At 50.3% G+C, this 16,013-nt stretch carries 17 protein-coding genes; 13 read left to right on the top strand and 4 right to left on the bottom strand.

Going from position 1 to position 16,013, the window contains the following annotated elements; translation table 11 throughout:
* Positions 1 to 408 (bottom strand): hypothetical protein, encoded by a 408-nt coding sequence (locus COW20_19350; protein ID PIW45670.1) that lies wholly within the window; start codon positions 406 to 408, stop codon positions 1 to 3.
* A 93-nt stretch (positions 409 to 501) separates the two neighbouring features.
* Positions 502 to 2,043 carry a hypothetical protein gene (locus tag COW20_19345; GenBank protein PIW45669.1) on the bottom strand — a complete coding sequence of 514 codons (1,542 nt, stop codon included), beginning with the start codon at positions 2,041 to 2,043 and terminating at the stop codon, positions 502 to 504.
* A 200-nt stretch (positions 2,044 to 2,243) separates the two neighbouring features.
* On the opposite strand from COW20_19345, the gene COW20_19340 reads away from it, so the two are divergent.
* The 6 genes from COW20_19340 to COW20_19315 all read left to right on the top strand — a co-directional run bounded on the left by COW20_19340 (position 2,244) and on the right by COW20_19315 (position 8,151).
* A complete protein-coding gene (locus COW20_19340; protein ID PIW45668.1) occupies positions 2,244 to 2,636 on the top strand; it encodes a hypothetical protein in 393 nt (130 codons plus the stop codon).
* Positions 2,637 to 2,639: 3 nt separating this feature from the next.
* Positions 2,640 to 2,933, top strand: a complete 294-nt coding sequence (locus tag COW20_19335) for a DUF493 domain-containing protein (protein ID PIW45667.1) — start codon at positions 2,640 to 2,642, stop codon at positions 2,931 to 2,933.
* A gap of 177 nt (positions 2,934 to 3,110) precedes the next feature.
* A complete protein-coding gene (locus tag COW20_19330; GenBank protein PIW45666.1) occupies positions 3,111 to 3,806 on the top strand; it encodes a hypothetical protein in 696 nt (231 codons plus the stop codon).
* Positions 3,807 to 3,888: 82 nt separating this feature from the next.
* Positions 3,889 to 6,696: a hypothetical protein gene (locus tag COW20_19325; protein ID PIW45665.1), complete on the top strand. Its 2,808-nt coding sequence runs from the start codon at positions 3,889 to 3,891 to the stop codon at positions 6,694 to 6,696.
* Positions 6,697 to 6,869: 173 nt separating this feature from the next.
* On the top strand, positions 6,870 to 7,454 hold the full coding sequence (locus tag COW20_19320) for a thioredoxin peroxidase (GenBank protein ID PIW45664.1): 585 nt from the start codon (positions 6,870 to 6,872) through the stop codon (positions 7,452 to 7,454).
* A gap of 85 nt (positions 7,455 to 7,539) precedes the next feature.
* Positions 7,540 to 8,151, top strand: coding sequence for a superoxide dismutase (locus COW20_19315; GenBank protein ID PIW45663.1), 612 nt, complete (start codon positions 7,540 to 7,542; stop codon positions 8,149 to 8,151).
* 44 nt (positions 8,152 to 8,195) lie between these two features.
* On the opposite strand, the gene COW20_19310 is transcribed toward COW20_19315, so the two are convergent.
* On the bottom strand, positions 8,196 to 9,167 hold the full coding sequence (locus COW20_19310; GenBank protein PIW45662.1) for a hypothetical protein: 972 nt from the start codon (positions 9,165 to 9,167) through the stop codon (positions 8,196 to 8,198).
* 221 nt (positions 9,168 to 9,388) lie between these two features.
* On the opposite strand from COW20_19310, the gene COW20_19305 reads away from it, so the two are divergent.
* The 5 genes from COW20_19305 to COW20_19285 all read left to right on the top strand — a co-directional run bounded on the left by COW20_19305 (position 9,389) and on the right by COW20_19285 (position 12,935).
* Complete coding sequence (locus COW20_19305; protein PIW45661.1) at positions 9,389 to 9,859, top strand: hypothetical protein; 471 nt, start codon at positions 9,389 to 9,391, stop codon at positions 9,857 to 9,859.
* A gap of 101 nt (positions 9,860 to 9,960) precedes the next feature.
* Positions 9,961 to 10,878, top strand: a complete 918-nt coding sequence (locus COW20_19300; protein ID PIW45660.1) for an ABC transporter ATP-binding protein — start codon at positions 9,961 to 9,963, stop codon at positions 10,876 to 10,878.
* Positions 10,859 to 11,632: a hypothetical protein gene (locus tag COW20_19295; GenBank protein ID PIW45659.1), complete on the top strand. Its 774-nt coding sequence runs from the start codon at positions 10,859 to 10,861 to the stop codon at positions 11,630 to 11,632. The genes COW20_19300 and COW20_19295 overlap by 20 nt, the downstream gene beginning before the upstream one ends.
* A complete protein-coding gene (locus COW20_19290) occupies positions 11,633 to 12,640 on the top strand; it encodes an SAM-dependent methyltransferase (GenBank protein PIW45658.1) in 1,008 nt (335 codons plus the stop codon).
* 4 nt (positions 12,641 to 12,644) lie between these two features.
* Positions 12,645 to 12,935, top strand: coding sequence for a hypothetical protein (locus COW20_19285; GenBank protein ID PIW45657.1), 291 nt, complete (start codon positions 12,645 to 12,647; stop codon positions 12,933 to 12,935).
* A 13-nt stretch (positions 12,936 to 12,948) separates the two neighbouring features.
* Here COW20_19285 and COW20_19280 read toward each other — a convergent pair whose 3' ends face one another.
* Entirely contained in the window at positions 12,949 to 14,106 is a 1,158-nt protein-coding gene (locus tag COW20_19280; GenBank protein ID PIW45656.1) for a hypothetical protein, read from the bottom strand.
* Between the two features lie 178 nt (positions 14,107 to 14,284).
* Between COW20_19280 and COW20_19275 the strand changes: the two genes are divergently transcribed.
* On the top strand, positions 14,285 to 15,613 hold the full coding sequence (locus COW20_19275; protein PIW45655.1) for a hypothetical protein: 1,329 nt from the start codon (positions 14,285 to 14,287) through the stop codon (positions 15,611 to 15,613).
* 2 nt (positions 15,614 to 15,615) lie between these two features.
* Positions 15,616 to 16,005 carry a hypothetical protein gene (locus tag COW20_19270; GenBank protein ID PIW45654.1) on the top strand — a complete coding sequence of 130 codons (390 nt, stop codon included), beginning with the start codon at positions 15,616 to 15,618 and terminating at the stop codon, positions 16,003 to 16,005.
* Positions 16,006 to 16,013: the final 8 nt, after the last annotated feature.

Raw genomic sequence — 16,013 nt, 5'->3', positions numbered from 1 at the left:
CTAGAAAGTTCCGGGATCCGTTTTACTGTCTTTGACTTCAGGCAGGGGCCCTGATTTTTTACTTTGTTCTGTAGGGTCTGGTTTCGGCGGACGAGGGGACAAAGGGCTGGTCGGTTTGCGCGGGGGCAGCATTTCCTGCAAAGATTTCATCGCTTTGCCTGGGGCTGCGAAAGCCTGTTTGCCAAAGAGTTGATCAGGGGTTCTGATCTCTGGGTCTAAGGCTTCAGGAGGGGTGGGCAAAATGGTGACCCCATTAAATAATTCCTGTGGGTCATGCAGCGGGGCTTTGCCCGCTTCCACCAATTGCTCAGGGCTGATTAACTCCACGGGCTCCGAAGAATTGGAGGACTGGCTGACTTTACGGAGAATTTCGGAAAGGGTCCGGGGTACCGGCCGGTATTTTCCCACGCGGCGACATCCTTGCTTTTGAGTCAGAAACTTTACAATTATAGCTGAGGATCCAAGCCGGTGCTACTGTCTTGCTCACAAGCGCCTAAGCACTTAGACAGGATCTGTGAGTGCTTTCAGGGCATTGACCAGACCGTGTCCGAAGAGATCGTCGCGGCCAGCAGCGCCTCTGTCAGTGGCTGTGGCTTCCAGTCGCTGTTTGATCCAGGCGGGGGTGGCGCTTGCGCCATATTTGCTCCGCAGCAGTGCGGCTACTCCTGCTACGTGGGGGGCGGCCATCGAGGTTCCGCTCATTTCAACATAGGGGCGCATGCGCAGAAAGGAGGGCACAGATGAAATAATATTGTTGCCAGGGGCAGCCACAGAAACATAATCGCCTGAATTTGAGAAAATTGTAATATTGTTATTGATATCTGTGGCTCCAACCCCAATCACGCCTTCAATCGCCGCAAGATAGTTGCGGGCGTTGGTGCTCTGGCGTTCGTTGCCCGCTGCCACGACCACGCTGACATTCTTATCCAGGGCATATTTCACTGCGCGTTCGAGGGTGGCGCTGTATTCGGTCACGGCCAGGCTCAGGTTGATCACATTGGCGCCGTGATCTGCGGCCCAGACGATTCCATCGGCAATGACAGAAATCATGGTTTGGTTGCTGTCGGGATCGGGAGCGAGAATCGAACTGATGATATCGGGTACATCGGGATAAATTTTGATTGGCATAATTTTGGCTTCAGGAGCCACACCCGCAATGCCATGGCCATTGTTGGTTTCAGCGGCAATAATCCCAGCTACGTGGGAGCCGTGTTTATAGCTGGAGAACAGATAGTTCAGGCTGCTGACATCGCCAGACTCACCGCCCTCATGCAGAGAGAGCGCATCATAACCAGGAATCACACGCCCTTTCAGATCGGCATGGGAGAGGGCGACGCCGGTATCTATCACGGCGATGGTCACGCCAGCGCCTTTGCTATAGGACCAGGCTTCGGGAACCTGCAAGGCTGTTAAACCATATTGATCTTTGAAATATTTATCATTGACCAGGTCAGCTGAAAAGAGCTTGAAAGAATCGTTAACTTCTTTTTCGGCTTCAGGTTTTTGGGTAGAGATATGGTCGGTTTCTACAAAGGCGAACAGGCTGTGTTGAGAGAGTTGTTTTACCAGGCCTTTGACTTCTTGGCCGCTGGTTTTGAGAACCAGGGCGTGAATGCCTTTGATATAACGCTCTACCTGCAGATTGAGCTGGGCAGCCAGTGCTTTGGCCTGAGGAAGATCAGCATCCTTGTGCAGGCCAACCAAAAGGGTTTGGGTATTGTAGTTCTTTGCGATATGTACGGCAGGTGTTTGGGTGGCTTGGACGCTGGCTGTCGTTGCTTTACCGGCGGTGGCCTGAACGCTGCTGGCACGGGGAGCACGCGCAGTGGAGACTGGGGGCTTGGAATTGACGGTTACGGGAGCGCTGGCACGCGTTAGGGGAGCAGCTGCTGAGGTGTTGGTCTGAAGAGCTTGACGTGTGGCCGGAGCGGGTTGCAGCGCAGCCTGGAACACAGGGCTTGAGCCGCAACCTGTTAAGATCAACCAGCTCAGCAGTGAAAGCATTCCCGTACGTTTTTGCATCTTAAAATTTCCTACGCTCATTCCGTGATGTTTTTATTGTAGGGGGGTTCTCTGAAAATCTGCTTTATAAAGGTTAATGCAATATTTTTTTTAGATTAATTTTGGGTAAGAATTTAGGGTGAAGAACCAATCCCTGGGATAAGCTTTTCAATGTTCTGGTATTTTTTTTATTGATCACCTATAATGCTTGTATTGAATGCAATTGAAAAAGGAGCTGTCCGATGCCAATTGAAGGAATGGGCCTTGCTGCTCAAGCACTGCATACGGCTGAACAAATCAAAAAAAGTTCTGAACCGACAGCTGTAAAGCCTCTGACAGAGACCGCTGCATCTCAACAGAAACTTTCAGCAAGTGAATTTCAATCGCGTTTAAAACTCAAAGACGCTCCTTTGGATTTGGCTGGGGATCATCAGACCTTGCGCCAAGGATTTGAGTCTTCAAAAAAACTGGGCATTCCTGAAAGTCTGAGTTATAGCCCCCGTTTTCAGACTTTTTTAAGTAAATTTTTCACCCAACAACAGACAGATTCCGACAGCAGCCCAGATTCACCTTTGGTCTTGCAAACACAAGCGCAATTTTTGCAGGGGCGCTCTTCCTCAGAACAGGAAATTTAAGCCATGTCAGAGACAGATCCTTCTTCAGAGAATTCGCCTCCTGCGCATGCAAAATTTAAGGCTTTGCTTGAGGAAGAGTATGTCTGGCCTGCGGATTTTCATTTTAAATTTATTGTTCCTGTTGCCCAGGTAGATGCCCTTCAGGGCTTGCTCAATACCACTGCACGGATTGAAGTGCGGCTTTCGCGCAATAACCGCTATGCCAGTATCAGCGCCCGCATGAAAATGGCATCCAGTGATGAAGTGGTCTATGTCTATGAAAAGGTCAGCGAGATTGAAGGCATTATTGCGCTTTGATCTGTTTTTTTTGCTGGCCTGGGCTGTTTTATTTTCTTTGACGCCTGTGCTAAGATAGCATCTAAGTCGCTTTGCTAGAATGGGTCTTTTCCTGCTGCAATGGAGGATCTGATTTTCAAAGAAATTCTAGAATTTAGATTAGGTATTACTGAATATTCAGGATGGTTCAGCTCAACGATGTCGGATTCTGAGGATAAAAAATCCGCCTACGATAAAATCTTACATGAAACGCTCTTGGAACGCACAGGACGTAATTTTAAGCGCAATCTGGGGCAAGCACCTGTTCCCCAAGCTCCAGAACGTTTGAGCAAAGAAGATGCCGCCAATCTAATTTTTGATAATATTCTCAAAAAACGTGAGAATCTGCCAGCAAAGCAAGCTCCTGCTCAAGATTCTGCACCTCTTTCTTCTGAACTTTCTCTGGATCAACGCCCGACGGAGATCAGTGAAACCTATTCAGATATTCTGGATTCAATTCTCTGGCCCGAGGATCAGAGCGAAGATTCTCCCCCTGACCTGCAGAAAACAGTCGCTGAAAAGCCCAGCAAAGAGCCTGTGGCCCCTGATTATCAGTCTATTTTGCATAAGACACTTGCCAACCGTACTGGTAAAGCCTTAGATTCAACGGGTAAAAAAAATCAGCCCGTGAACCCTCCCCGTTCTCAGCAACCCATGATCAGCCAGACCTTTGCTGCAGCTTTGGATTCTGTGCTGGATTTTGAAGAAGAGCGTCCGGCCAAAGGAAAGCCACCGCTTGGGGGCAAGGGCAAAAGCAAGGCCGAAAACGACCTGCTGACCCAAACGGTTTATAACCAACAACTCGACGAAATCCTCTGGCCCTCAGAGGCAAAAAAAAAATCAGACTGGGATTGAGACCCCCCCGGTCAATGAAGCCCGGATCAAAAATCAGGTTTCTGAATATCTTAAAAGCCTGATTTCGCTGGATGAGCACGGTATGCTGGCCACCCGGCGTCGTTTTTTTGAGGAGCGTTATTGCCGTTTGCTGATGTTGGAAACGCTCAACCAGTTTCAGCACTTGCACCAAGATCTTGAAACAGAATTCATTCTTTGGACCTTTCTTCAGCATTTGGATTTGGTTCGCCAGATTGTTGACAAGCATTTTGTTTTCAAGCATGCCGCAGCCTTTCAATCCATGTTGCCGCAGAAAAAGGCAGATCGTCTCTTTGTCAGAAGTTTGGCCTCACAAGAGCAACGTCTGCTTTTTGATCGCATGCTCAACAGTCAGTTTGAAGACATAAAACGTCTTTTGAAATCGACTTCCACGCAGCTGAGCGATGAGGAAGGCTTTCACCTGTTTAATTTTTTCAGAATCAAACTGCCTGAATTGTTTCAGGAACAGCGCAAAGCCGTTCTTTGTCTTTTGCAGGAACAAGAAGGGCCTGAGTTTTCTGTGCATGCGCTTGAAGACTTTGTGCGCGATTTGCTGCAATCTGATTTCTTTCTGAACTGGCTGCAAGAACGCCCCGAACATTTGCGTCACCAGGAATACCGCCAGTTTTTGCGAGAAAAAGCCACTGCAGCTAGCGCTGAAATGGATCAGTTACTGTGCTTGAGCTTGCTCAGCATGGATCTCTTTTATGAAAAGGCCTCTCTGTTTGAGCCCGAACATCGTCAGCTTTTGATTCAACTTTTGGGCTATGTTCAAAGTATCTGTGGCTATATGACGGAAGCTGTTTTTGTGCGTGAATCTTTTCTCAATGCGCTGGAACAGGGAATTCAAAGCCGCTCCAAAACACTTTATCAGCTTGAAGCCGGGCTTTTACGGCCACTTTATGATGAATTGCAGACTTTGCATACCCGCAATCAACAGACTCAGCATTTTCTTCAGGCCCAAGCCCGTCAAACAGGCAAACAGATTGCCGAATTGGAAAGTTATGCAGAATGGGAAAATCTGCAGAAACAGTTTAAAGAGGTAAATGAACTCTATGCCCGTCATATGGGAGAAATTACCCAGGTTTTTCACAAGCGTCTTGAAACGGTTGAGAAATTTAAGACTCCCTCTCCAGGCAGTAAATTAAAACCCGTTTTCTTAAAGAAAATTGAAACCTGTCTGCGTTATATTCACCGTGCAAAACGAGAGCACAAGCCTGTAGTGATCAAGTATTTAAAGTGGCCGGAAGCCACTTTGGCGGCGCAGCAGGAAAACTTTTTTGGCAATATGTTTTTTGAGAATGACTATGAAAAACTGATTGCGCAGCGCGCTTTTGAAAAGGCTCGCAATATTCTCAGTGGTCTGCATCAGTCCAAGGGCACGGTCAAATTGAATATGCGTTTGCTTTTTGGTGAGCAATTGCGCAAAGAGACCTGTTTCTCTCTTTTTCAGGAAATTCTTGTCGAACTTTGGAGCTTGGCCTTGGCACAGCCCGATGAAACGACTGATTTTTTGGTGCGCCACTTGGAACTTTACCTGAAGGGTTTGGGGGTTCCTGAAAATCTACCTCCCTCGGGCATGTCCGCTTATGAACGGGCGGGCTATATTTTGGCTTTTCTGGCGCAAAGCGAACAAATCAAGCTCTTGGTGGATTTGAAAAACCACCAGTTGATTTATGATTGGAACAGTCTGTTTAATCTGGCGCACGCTTTCATGATGTTAAGTTCACGCTTAAGCGACTCCCATGCTTCTTTTGAAGAGCATTTTCGCAATACCATGGATTCCGCTTGGAATTGCCTGACCCAGTATTGTCTGTTTGCAGGCAGCGGACAATACAATCAGTTGGCCAATCCCTTGAGCCTGTTTGACTATTCCTATGCTGAGGCGCTGGATGAATATGGCAGCCCACCTGTGGGAACAGAAAGTGCAGCAGAAGCAGAGGGCTTTTCTTTGCTTCACCTTGAAGCTCCCCCAGAAAAAAAGGCCTTGCCTGCCGGTCGGCGAGGAAGTTCTTCGCGTGCATTGGTTCCTGTTTCGCAGAAAGAAACAGTGGGTGCCTATGACGAAGGGCCCTCGATTCCTGATGCCGAAGATGAGCATGATGACGAGTATGGCATGCCGCTTTCCCGCAAGACCCATGCTGGCCCTGGCCGTTTGTCGGGCTTCTCTGAACCCAGCCGCCGCCGCTTGATTCCACCTGCTTCCAGTGGCAAATTGGAAATTTACTCGGCGCCTACACGTCGACCGATGGGGGGCGGACAAATACTCCCGCCTGAGGAAGATGATTTTTATAAACTGATGGGGGCGACCTATGCTGGTCAGAATACAGCAGGGAGCAATGCCTCTCCCCCTGCTTCCCCGCCCGCTCCTCGCCCGCCGGGATTACCTGCTGCGTTGGCCCCGGTCGGGGAGGACCCTCCCTTTTACCGTTCCCGTGGAGCTGCGGCGGCTGAACCTCCTGCCGCTGAGCCTCCGGCCTTACCGTTTTATCGCTCCAGGGGGGCTTCGGTAGAGGAGCCTGCTGCGCCTTCTGCGGTCTCTCCGCCCAAGGGCAAACGTGAGCGTTGGCTGGAGCTGACGCCGCAGCCGCATCGGCCTGAAAATTATGATGATATTCTCGACCATATTCTGACCAGCAGCCAGCAGCCTGGGGCCCAGTCTCCCCCTGCTGCAAAATCTGCTTCAGCGGCTAAAGCCTCTGGGGCTGGCAAAGCACCCGATCCTACCAATGATCAGGATTATAATAAATTGGTTGAGGATATTCTGAAGCGGAACCGTTTTGACCCAGATGCTTCGATCAGTACAGGTGAAACCATTTCCAGTCATAACAAGGATGATTTGAAAGCCAAGAAACGTCGCCCTGGTTTCTGATAAGTTTTACCAATGACTGTTATCGGATCTTTGTATTACCAGAGGCTCAAATCCCGCCTTGCTCGCATAGGCACTCCCCTGGGGATATGCTATAATTCGGAGTACGATGTCGGAATTAAGACTTGATCTCAAAATTCCAAGAAAATTATCGGAATCAGTTGGAGGTTCATCCTATGTCTTTAGTTGGTAAGAAAGCGCCTGATTTTAGCGCTAAAGCTGTTGTAAAAGGCGAAATCGTCAATGAATTCAAACTTTCAAGTTTGCAGGGCAAATATGTTGTTCTGTTTTTCTATCCCCTCGATTTCACCTTCGTTTGCCCTACTGAAATTCATGCCTTTCAGGACAAGCTGAGTGCTTTTGCTGAACGCAATACAGAAGTTGTGGGTGTTTCCACCGATTCTCACTTCTCTCACCTGGCTTGGCTCAATACCCCCAAAGCTGTGGGTGGTATTCAGGGTGTAGAATATCCCCTGGTTGCAGACTTCAACAAAACCATTGCCCGTGATTATGATGTTTTGGTTGAAGATGCTGGTGTGGCCCTGCGTGGTCTTTTCCTGATTGATCAGAAGGGTGTGGTTCAGCACTCTGTGGTCAATAACCTGCCCTTGGGCCGGAATATCGATGAAGCCCTGCGCATGGTTGAAGCCCTGCAGTATACCGAAAAACATGGTGAAGTTTGCCCTGCCAACTGGCATGAAGGCGAAAAGGCCATGAAAGCTACCCAAGATGGTCTGAAAACCTACTTCGGCGGCAACTAATTCCTGCATAAACTGCGGCTGAGCTATTCTGATAGCTTGCCGCAGTTTTTAATATTTCTAGCAACTATCTCAAGGAGAAAATAGAATGGCTTTTGAATTACCTGCTCTGCCCTATGCCTATGATGCGCTTGAGCCCTATTATGATCGTGAAACCCTCGAAATTCACCACAGCAAGCACCACCAGACCTATACCACCAAGTTCAATGAAGCTGTACAAAATGCGGGCCTCGAAGGCAAATCCGTTTTGGAAATTCTCAGCAGTCTGGACAGTATTCCTGCCGACAAACGCAATCCCGTGATCAACCATGGTGGGGGCTATTACAACCACACCTTTTTCTGGGAATCGATGGGGCCCAATGGAGGCGGACAGCCCACGGGTGATTTAGCGGCTGCATTGGATGCCCAGTTTGGCTCCTTTGATGCTTTTAAAGAAGCTTTCAGCAATAAAGCGGTTGGTCATTTCGGCTCTGGTTGGGCCTGGTTGGTGCAAACCGCCGATGGCAAACTTGCAATCACCGATACCCATGATCAGATTTGTCCTGTCTCTCTGGGCCAGGTTCCCCTGCTGACAGTGGATGTCTGGGAGCATGCCTATTACCTGAAATATCGCAATGCCCGTCCTGAATGGGTCAAAGCTTTTTGGAACGTGATCAATTGGCAAAAAGTGGCCGAGCGCTTCGCACAAGCCCAAGGCTAATTTTTACTTTCTGATTGAAGCGGCTGGAATCTCCAGCCGCTTTTTTAGTCTGTTAGGCCCTGGTAAACCAGAAAATGGGCTTGCATGGCTTGACGCACCTCTTCTGTAAGCGGGCCATAGTTGGCCTGTAAACGGGCAGCATTGGAGAGATAAAACCAAAGACTGTGAAGTTTCAAGAGCAGGGGAATTCTTTTTTCCCAGAGCAGGTCAAAGGGACGCTCTTGGCGGTAGCCTGCCAGCAGGCATTGCAAAAACTTGGTGCTAAAAATCCGCCGGTTTCGTGCCGATTTCACCAGCAGATAGTGAAAGAGCAGGGCGGCAAGATCGCCGCTGTACCAGTGGTAAGCAGACTGATCAAAATTCAGCAGGGTAAAACTGCCATTTTCACGAATCGCCAGATTCATGGGGCCAATATTGGCGTGAATTAGCCCCCAAACAGCAGGTTCTTGAGACCAGTTCAGGCATTCCTGGTGCAGGTTTTCAAAGGTTGCGCACAAATTCTGTTCGGGCGGGGCCCAATCGCTGCGCTCGAGAATCGGATGATTCTCAAACCATTCGGGTCGTTTTTCTGCTTCAGGGGGCCGAAACCCGTCTGCCTGATTGTGCAGACGGGCCAATAGGCGGCCAAGCTCAAAGAGCTGCTGAATGCCCCAGGCTTCTTCCTGATAAAAGGGGTGCTGTTCACCCTCTGCCCAGACAAAGGCTGAAACAAAGAATTCCTCAATTTTTTCAAACCCATGTCCTGCAGAAGAAGGCTGGGGCAGAGGAACCTCCAGTTGCTCCTGTCGAAGGGCTTGAAGCCAGGCATTTTCTGCCTGAAGCCAGGTCGGGCTGGTTTGGCTTTGATGGCTGAAGCGCAGCACCCATTTTTGTGCCGGTGTTTCCACCAAATAGAGAAAATGGCTGGGATCAGAGAGGGGGCTTAGAGTGGCTTCTTGAGCTCCCCACATTTGAATGGCTTGTGTGAGTATTTTTTCATTCCATTGAGCCTGACCGGCTTTTGGCAAATCTTGCATGGTCTTTTTTTTTCCTCTGAACTATGGGTATTGTTTCAGGTTTGGGCGGCTTCTGACAAGATCGCCTGCTGCGTCTGGATTGAAAACTTTGTATTAAGTGTATTGCCCGGAGATCAAAACTGTATTAAATCTTTTGTAAAATCGCTCACAAATACGCAAATAAGTGTTGAGAACTGGGAATAAAAAGACAAGCAGAGTAATCTTTTTGAAGAGGGCTGATCATGTCTCAACACGAATCCCGGCACCCCATTCATGCCACAGAAGTTTTGGATATTTCAACGGTTTTGTGCACCAGTATTGATACGATCCGTTATTTTTATGGTTATTTACTGGGGCTTGAAGAAAAGATCAGTAAAGACAAAACCTATGTGGTATTTCAATTGGGCCAGACAGAGATTATGTTCTGTCAGAGCCAAAACACAACGGTTCAGGGAACGGCCAAACACGATTATTTGGATATTCCCAGTCTGTGGTCGATTCCTGTGCCCGAAGCGCTGTATTTGGGCTTGCTTTATCGTCTCAAGCATACCGAGGTGGTCAAGCTTGAGCGCAAACCGAGCTGGCATTTAGAAGGTTATTGGAGTGTTTCTCTGATCGATCCGGCTGGAAATCCCGTGGAATTGTATACCGTGCCTCAAGAGGTGCCCCAGAACAAAGAGTGGGAAAGTTTCAGTCTGTCAGCCTTGGCGTGAACGGTTTTTTGCGAACACGCTAAATTTTGATGGGGTTCAGAGCGCAGGCGTGTTTGTGCTTTATTTGGTTTCGTTCTTGTGCTCAGGTTACAATACCTCGTATGTCATCTATTCTAGAAATTTTTTCACTCTCTAAACGCTATGGCCGCTTGCAGGCTTTGCAGGATTTGAACCTGCAAATTGAAAGCGGCACCACCTGGGGCATTCTCGGGCCCAATGGCAGTGGCAAAACCACGACCCTGGGCATTGTGCTGGGGGTGCTCAAACCGACCACCGGTGAATACCTTTGGTTTGGTACAAAGCCCACGGCCCAGGCCCGCCGCCGCGTGGGCACCCTGCTCGAAACTCCCAATTTTTATACCTATCTTTCGGCCCAGCGCAATCTTGAGATTGTTGCGGCGATCAAAGGCCATGGGCAGGAGCGGATTGCCGAAGTACTCGATCTGGTAGAGTTGGCCAAACGTGCCAAAGACCCGATCAGTGGCTATTCGCTGGGCATGCGTCAGCGCCTGGCGGTGGCCTCGGCACTGCTTTCAGACCCTGAGGTTCTGATTCTTGATGAACCCACCAATGGCCTCGATCCCCAAGGGATTGCCGATGTGCGTGAGGTGATCAAAAAAACCGCGCAGACGGGCAAGACCATTATCATGGCCAGCCATATTCTCGACGAGGTTGAAAAGGTCTGCTCTCATGTGGCGGTGCTGAAACAGGGACGCCGCTTGGCAGCAGGGCCGCTTGAAAGCGTACTCAGTACGGCTCCGCGTTTGAAAATTGCCAGTGATGATCTTGCCGCTTTGCAGACCCTGGCGAGTCAGTGCCCTGGGGTTCAGGAGCTTACGCAACAGGCCGGTCGGCTGGAGCTGATTCTGGAGTCTGGGCAAGAACCCGCTCAGATTAACCGTTGGTTTATGGAGCAGGGGGTGGCCCTTAGCCATCTTTCGCTCGAAAAACCCAGCCTTGAAAGCGGTTTTCTGAATCTGATCCGCGAGGAGGATGCCCATGCGCCTGCTCAGCATTGAACTGCGTAAGATTGTCTGGTACCGGGCCTTTTGGATTTCGGCCCTGGCTTATTTGGTGCTCATGCCCCTGCTGTTTATCAGCATGGCCAATTTCAAGATTGAAGTGGGGGCGAAAACCAGTATCGGGCTGAATTTTTATCTTTTTCCCGATGTCTGGCACCATGCCGCCTATATGGCGAGCTGGTTCAACCTTTTGCTCTATTTCTTTGTGATTCTGTTGGTGACCAATGAGTTTCAGTTTCGCACCCTGCGCCAGAATATTATCGATGGTCTGAGCCGGAGTGAGGTGCTGATTGGCAAGCTTTTGCTGCTCTTGCTCTTTACCCTGGTTTCAACCCTACTGGTGGCAGTGGTTGCTTTTGGCTGTGGATTGGCCTATGGCAATGGTTTTGACCCTGCAACAGCCTTTGATAAGATCAACTACCTCGCGCTCTTTTTTCTGCAGTGTTATGCCACCTTGATCTTTGCGCTGTTTTTGAGTCTCTTGGTGCAGAAACAGGGTCTGACGATCATTGTCTATCTGTTTTATTCGCTGGTGATCGAGCCTGTGCTGCACTACCGGATTCTGCCCCAGGGCTGGGGAGAGTATCTGCCCATGAAAATTATTTCCGAGTTGATACCCAATCCTCTGCCCGCGCTGCTGGGTCTGGGCGTGACCCGAACGGTTGAACTTCAGACAATTCTGATTGCCTTGGGCTATATGGTGCTGATGGTCGTGGCTTCCTGGGGCTGGTTGCATTGGCGGGATCTTTAAATGCCCTCTGATTTGCGGTCCGCTTTAGAAATTGCTTTGCAGAAACGCCGCGATCTTTTTGCTTTTCTTGAAAAAGATCAGACCGACTGTTACCGCTTGTTTTCAGGCAGCAATGAAGGGGCTCCGGGTTTGACGGTGGATCGCTATGGGCCACAACTGCTGATTCAAACTTTTCACCAGGGCTTAAGCCCTGAACAGTTGGCCACGATTGAAATGGTCAGCGCCACCCATTTTGAAGTCCAGGAAGTGGTCTATAACGATCGCAGTGCTCCCCATTCCCGCCGCCAGGATCCTGTGGCTGAGACAAACCCCTTGACCTGCCGGGAAATGGGCGTACGTTACCGTGTGCAGGGCAAGCATGCGGGCCAAGATCCTTTGCTCTTTCTCGATCTGCGCGTGGGGCGACGCTATGTGCGTGAATATGCAGCTGGCCTGGAGGTTTTGAATCTCTTTGCCTATACCTGTGGTTTGGGCTTATGCGCTACCATGGGGGGGGCCCGTGAGGTCTGGAATGTGGATTTTGCCGCCCGCAATCTGGCGGTGGGCCGCGAGAATGCGCGCCTCAATCATTTGCCTGCTGAAAACCTGCATTTTGTGCAGAGTGATTTTTTTACAGCCGTGAAACAATGGGCCGGTCTGCCGGTCAGTTTTCGCCGTCAGAAGGGGCAAAAACCCCGATCTTATCTGCATTTTGAACCCCGCCAGTTTGATTTTGTCTGCCTGGATCCGCCACGTTGGGCCAAAAGTCCTTTTGGCACCGTGGATTTGGTGAGAGATTATCCCAGTGTGTTTAAACCCGCTCTGTTGGCCACCCGTTCAGGGGGAACGCTGCTCTGTACCAACAATGTGGCAGATGTCTCGCGTGAGGCCTGGGAAGCGGTTTTGTGGCGCTGTGCTGAAAAGGCTGGCCGGCCACTGGCGTCTTTGGAATGGCTTCTGCCTGAGGCGGATTTCCCCTCGCGGGATGGACAGCCCCCTCTGAAAATAGCCCTGATGAAAGTAGCCTGATTGTATGTCAAAAAAACCTTCTGAATATGGGGAACTCAGTCTGACAGACTGTTTGGCCCTGGATCGAACCCATCTTGCCAATGAACGCACGGCCCTGGCCTATGCCCGGACTTCCCTGGCTTCTATTTTGGCCGGTATTACCCTGGGTAAGCTCTTTCCTGATGAAATGACCTTTATTTTACTCAGCGTTCTTCTGCCTACGATCGGCATTGTGATCGGTGCAATTGGCTTGTCCCGGGTTTTCAGTTACCGCAAGCGGATTGAAAACTATTACAGTACCCCCGAAAAGAACTGAGCGGCGTTTAGGTTCAGTTGGCGGGATAAAACAGGGGATGCCGCTTGAGCACCCAAGCCTGTTGGGCGGTCATTTGGGTGGCGTCCCCCTCCCAAAACATATAGTTTTGGGCATCCTGTTGGGCGCATTCCTCTGAATCGACCAGTCCATTTTTGTCCTTATCAAATTTTTTGGCGGGGCATTCGGGGGTATCGCTGAGTTGATCAAAACTTTCACCATCTTCTTCGCTGGTATGCGCCAGGCTCATAAAATGCGAGCCTTCATGCCAAAGTGTGCCGGGCTGATAGGGGTCAGACTCATCATAGGCCATTAATACGCATGACCAGAGTGCGTTCCGCATCGGCAACATGCCGGGCAGACCGGGTGAAAAACCCAGATACTCGCCTTCGTCTTTTTTGATTCCACTGGGACTGCGCTTGATCTCATCTAAAATGGCGACATTCAACTGGCGGTAGTTTTCGGTTTGATTGGCGAGTGCCTGACAAATATCTGAATGCAGTTTTTCATCGTCATCCGGTTGCAGGGTGGAGTAGGCCCGGATCATGTCCGGCGTGCCGATCCTGACATTCATTTTTCCCAATTCCAAGCCATGGGGTTTGAGCATGGGGCCAATCTTATTGCGCATTTCCTGGACATATTTTTGATAGTTTTGCGGTTTGTGCAAGGATTTTTTGCTGGTTAAAACCCAAAAGGTCATATCAATGGCCTGTTTGGCTTGAAGAGAGCCCGAGCGAATAATCGCCCCGGCTTCCTGGAGAGGGGCTTCAGATAAAAGTTTGAGCGTATATTTTCCGGGTTCCAGAGCGTGTTGGGGTGCCATGGGCAAGTAAAGGCTGATTTCGCCATCATTATAGAGCCCTTCCTGAAGTACATCGCCTTCGATGGTTTCGTCTTCAGGATCATAGCGATAGAGCAATTTGTCTTGGGGGCCTTTGATTTCAAGCAGGGTGAGGGTTTTGTCTTTTTTGGGGCTGCGGGCGTAAAATAGCAGGGAATGATCGCCGGGTTTCAGTTCCAGGCTGATGCTTTGATTGGCTTTGAGGTTGGTAAAATTGAGCTGGCGCAAATCTGAATAGGCACGGGGAGCAGAGTTGGCTGAGAAGGTGCTTATACCTAAAAAGAGCGCGCTGAGCAAAAGCTGAATTCTGGTTGCTTTGTGTTTTGATTTCATGGGGGCCTCTCTTTGCGCATCAGGTCAGAAAAAAGGATCATGCCATGAATTCAACGTGATTTCAAGGGGTGGTTCACCTGTCACGCCTGCCAGAACAGGCCTCCGTGCTATACTGTACGCACGCTGGGATGGCCTGATTCTCTCTTGCTTTACCGGCTTCTAAGCGGAGGTTTTTACCATGAAAATCAAAGACGCGGTCCGATTGGCGCTTTTGCATTGCGAGCGTCAGGGCTGGCTGACCTCAGGGGTTTGGGGGCAGGATAACGAGGGCGTTGGCCCCGGTGCCAAGGGCGGGGTTTTGGCGGAAACGCAAGGTTTGCCCTTTGCCCACAATACCATGCTCAATGAACGTTCTGCGGCCTGGATACCCTACGCTGCCGCTTTTCTCAAGCAACCCGCTGTGGGGGTCATGCAATTTGCAGATTACCAGCACAATACCTATGATATTCTCAAAATTATTGGGGAAACCTGCTGGTCAAGCGGGGGGCGTGTGCCCATGCCCCTGGTGATTATGACCGCCTATGGCGCATTGAGCGGCAAAGGGGCGATGTACCACTCCCAGACCGTAGAGAATGAAATGGTCGGCCTGCCGGGTTGGAAAGTGGTCTCGGTTTCCAATCCCTATGATGCGGCCACCCTTTTGGTGGCGGCCATCCAAGATCCCAACCCTGTACATTTTATGTATCCCCGAGCCCATGCTGGCTTTCCCACCGATTCAGCCACAACCAAGGGCCTTGCGCATTTGGAACTGCCAGGTTTTGCCCTGTTGCCCGGCGAAAAAGAGCTGATGGAACAGCCTTCAAGCCTGGCCAGCAATCCCAATGCCCGTACCCAATGGCTGGCCTATACGACCTCTCCCCAGGATCAGCGCGATGGCTCCTGGATACAGCAATGGCCCGAAGGTCTGGTGATTCCTGAGGACCGTCTGGGCAAGGCCCGTTTGCTGCGGGCCGGTGATCATGGCGTGGTGTTTTCTCATGGCCGTCTGATTCCCATGGCTTGGAAAGCCGCTCAAACCCTGAGCTTTTTGACGGGTCGGGAATTGGCTGTTATGGATTTACGCACCCTGAAACCCGCACCTTGGGAAGATATGCAGCCCTTGATTGAGGCCAGCAAAGGCCGTATTTTGCTCTTGAATGAAGCCACCTCTGGCAATAATTGGATGCACAGTCTTTCCCATGAAATGATCCAGCGCTTTGGCTGGGGCTTTGAGACCTATCCCCAGGTACTCAGTGCCCAGGATTCTCCCGTGGGACAGTCTTTGGCGATTGAAAAACAGATTGTGCCTCAGATTGAGGATGTCTTTGCCAGTTTGTGCGAGTTCTTCAGAGCTGAAGAAATGCTCAGTCTGGCTGAGAAAATTGGCTTTGATTTGGCTGCCGAGGGCAGCTGGTTTTCCCGCCAGGAGTTGAAGCTTTTGGCGGTACGGGCCTTGGCCTGGGGCGAAGCCCATGACCCGGTCTATACCACTGCGATTAACCCTGTAAATACGCTTGTAAGGAGCTAAAAGTGACGACTCCGCCAGCTAAAGCAGCAGCGGCTTCTGTGCAAAGGCATACGGCAACCCGTTACGTTAGCTGCACACGGCCCCGTCCGGGCCGTGAGAGCGAAGCTCTCGGTGTGTTCCTATATCAAGGACACCCAAGCGACTTTACGTTGCGCAGGATTTCAGCGCAACAACCTCATGTCGATTCTATTGTCAAGGAACAAAGCTCAGGCAAAGCCCAAGCAGCGCCAGCACTGAAGCCTTGCACCATTAATATTTTAACAAAAAAGAAAGGTGTGAGCGAGGGCTTGGGCTCTGTGACCGGCTTCCGCCGGTACAGCGATGCCTCAGACGTTGGCTGCTTTGCGGCCTTACGTATGAGGACAGCCATGCTCCCCTGCCAGCTAAAGTAGGCAGTCCC

Source organism: bacterium (Candidatus Blackallbacteria) CG13_big_fil_rev_8_21_14_2_50_49_14, from assembly GCA_002783405.1.
Lineage (GTDB): Bacteria > Cyanobacteriota > Sericytochromatia > UBA7694 > UBA7694.
Note: the sequence above shows the minus strand (reverse complement) of the source record. Positions and strands in the feature narration are given on the sequence as shown.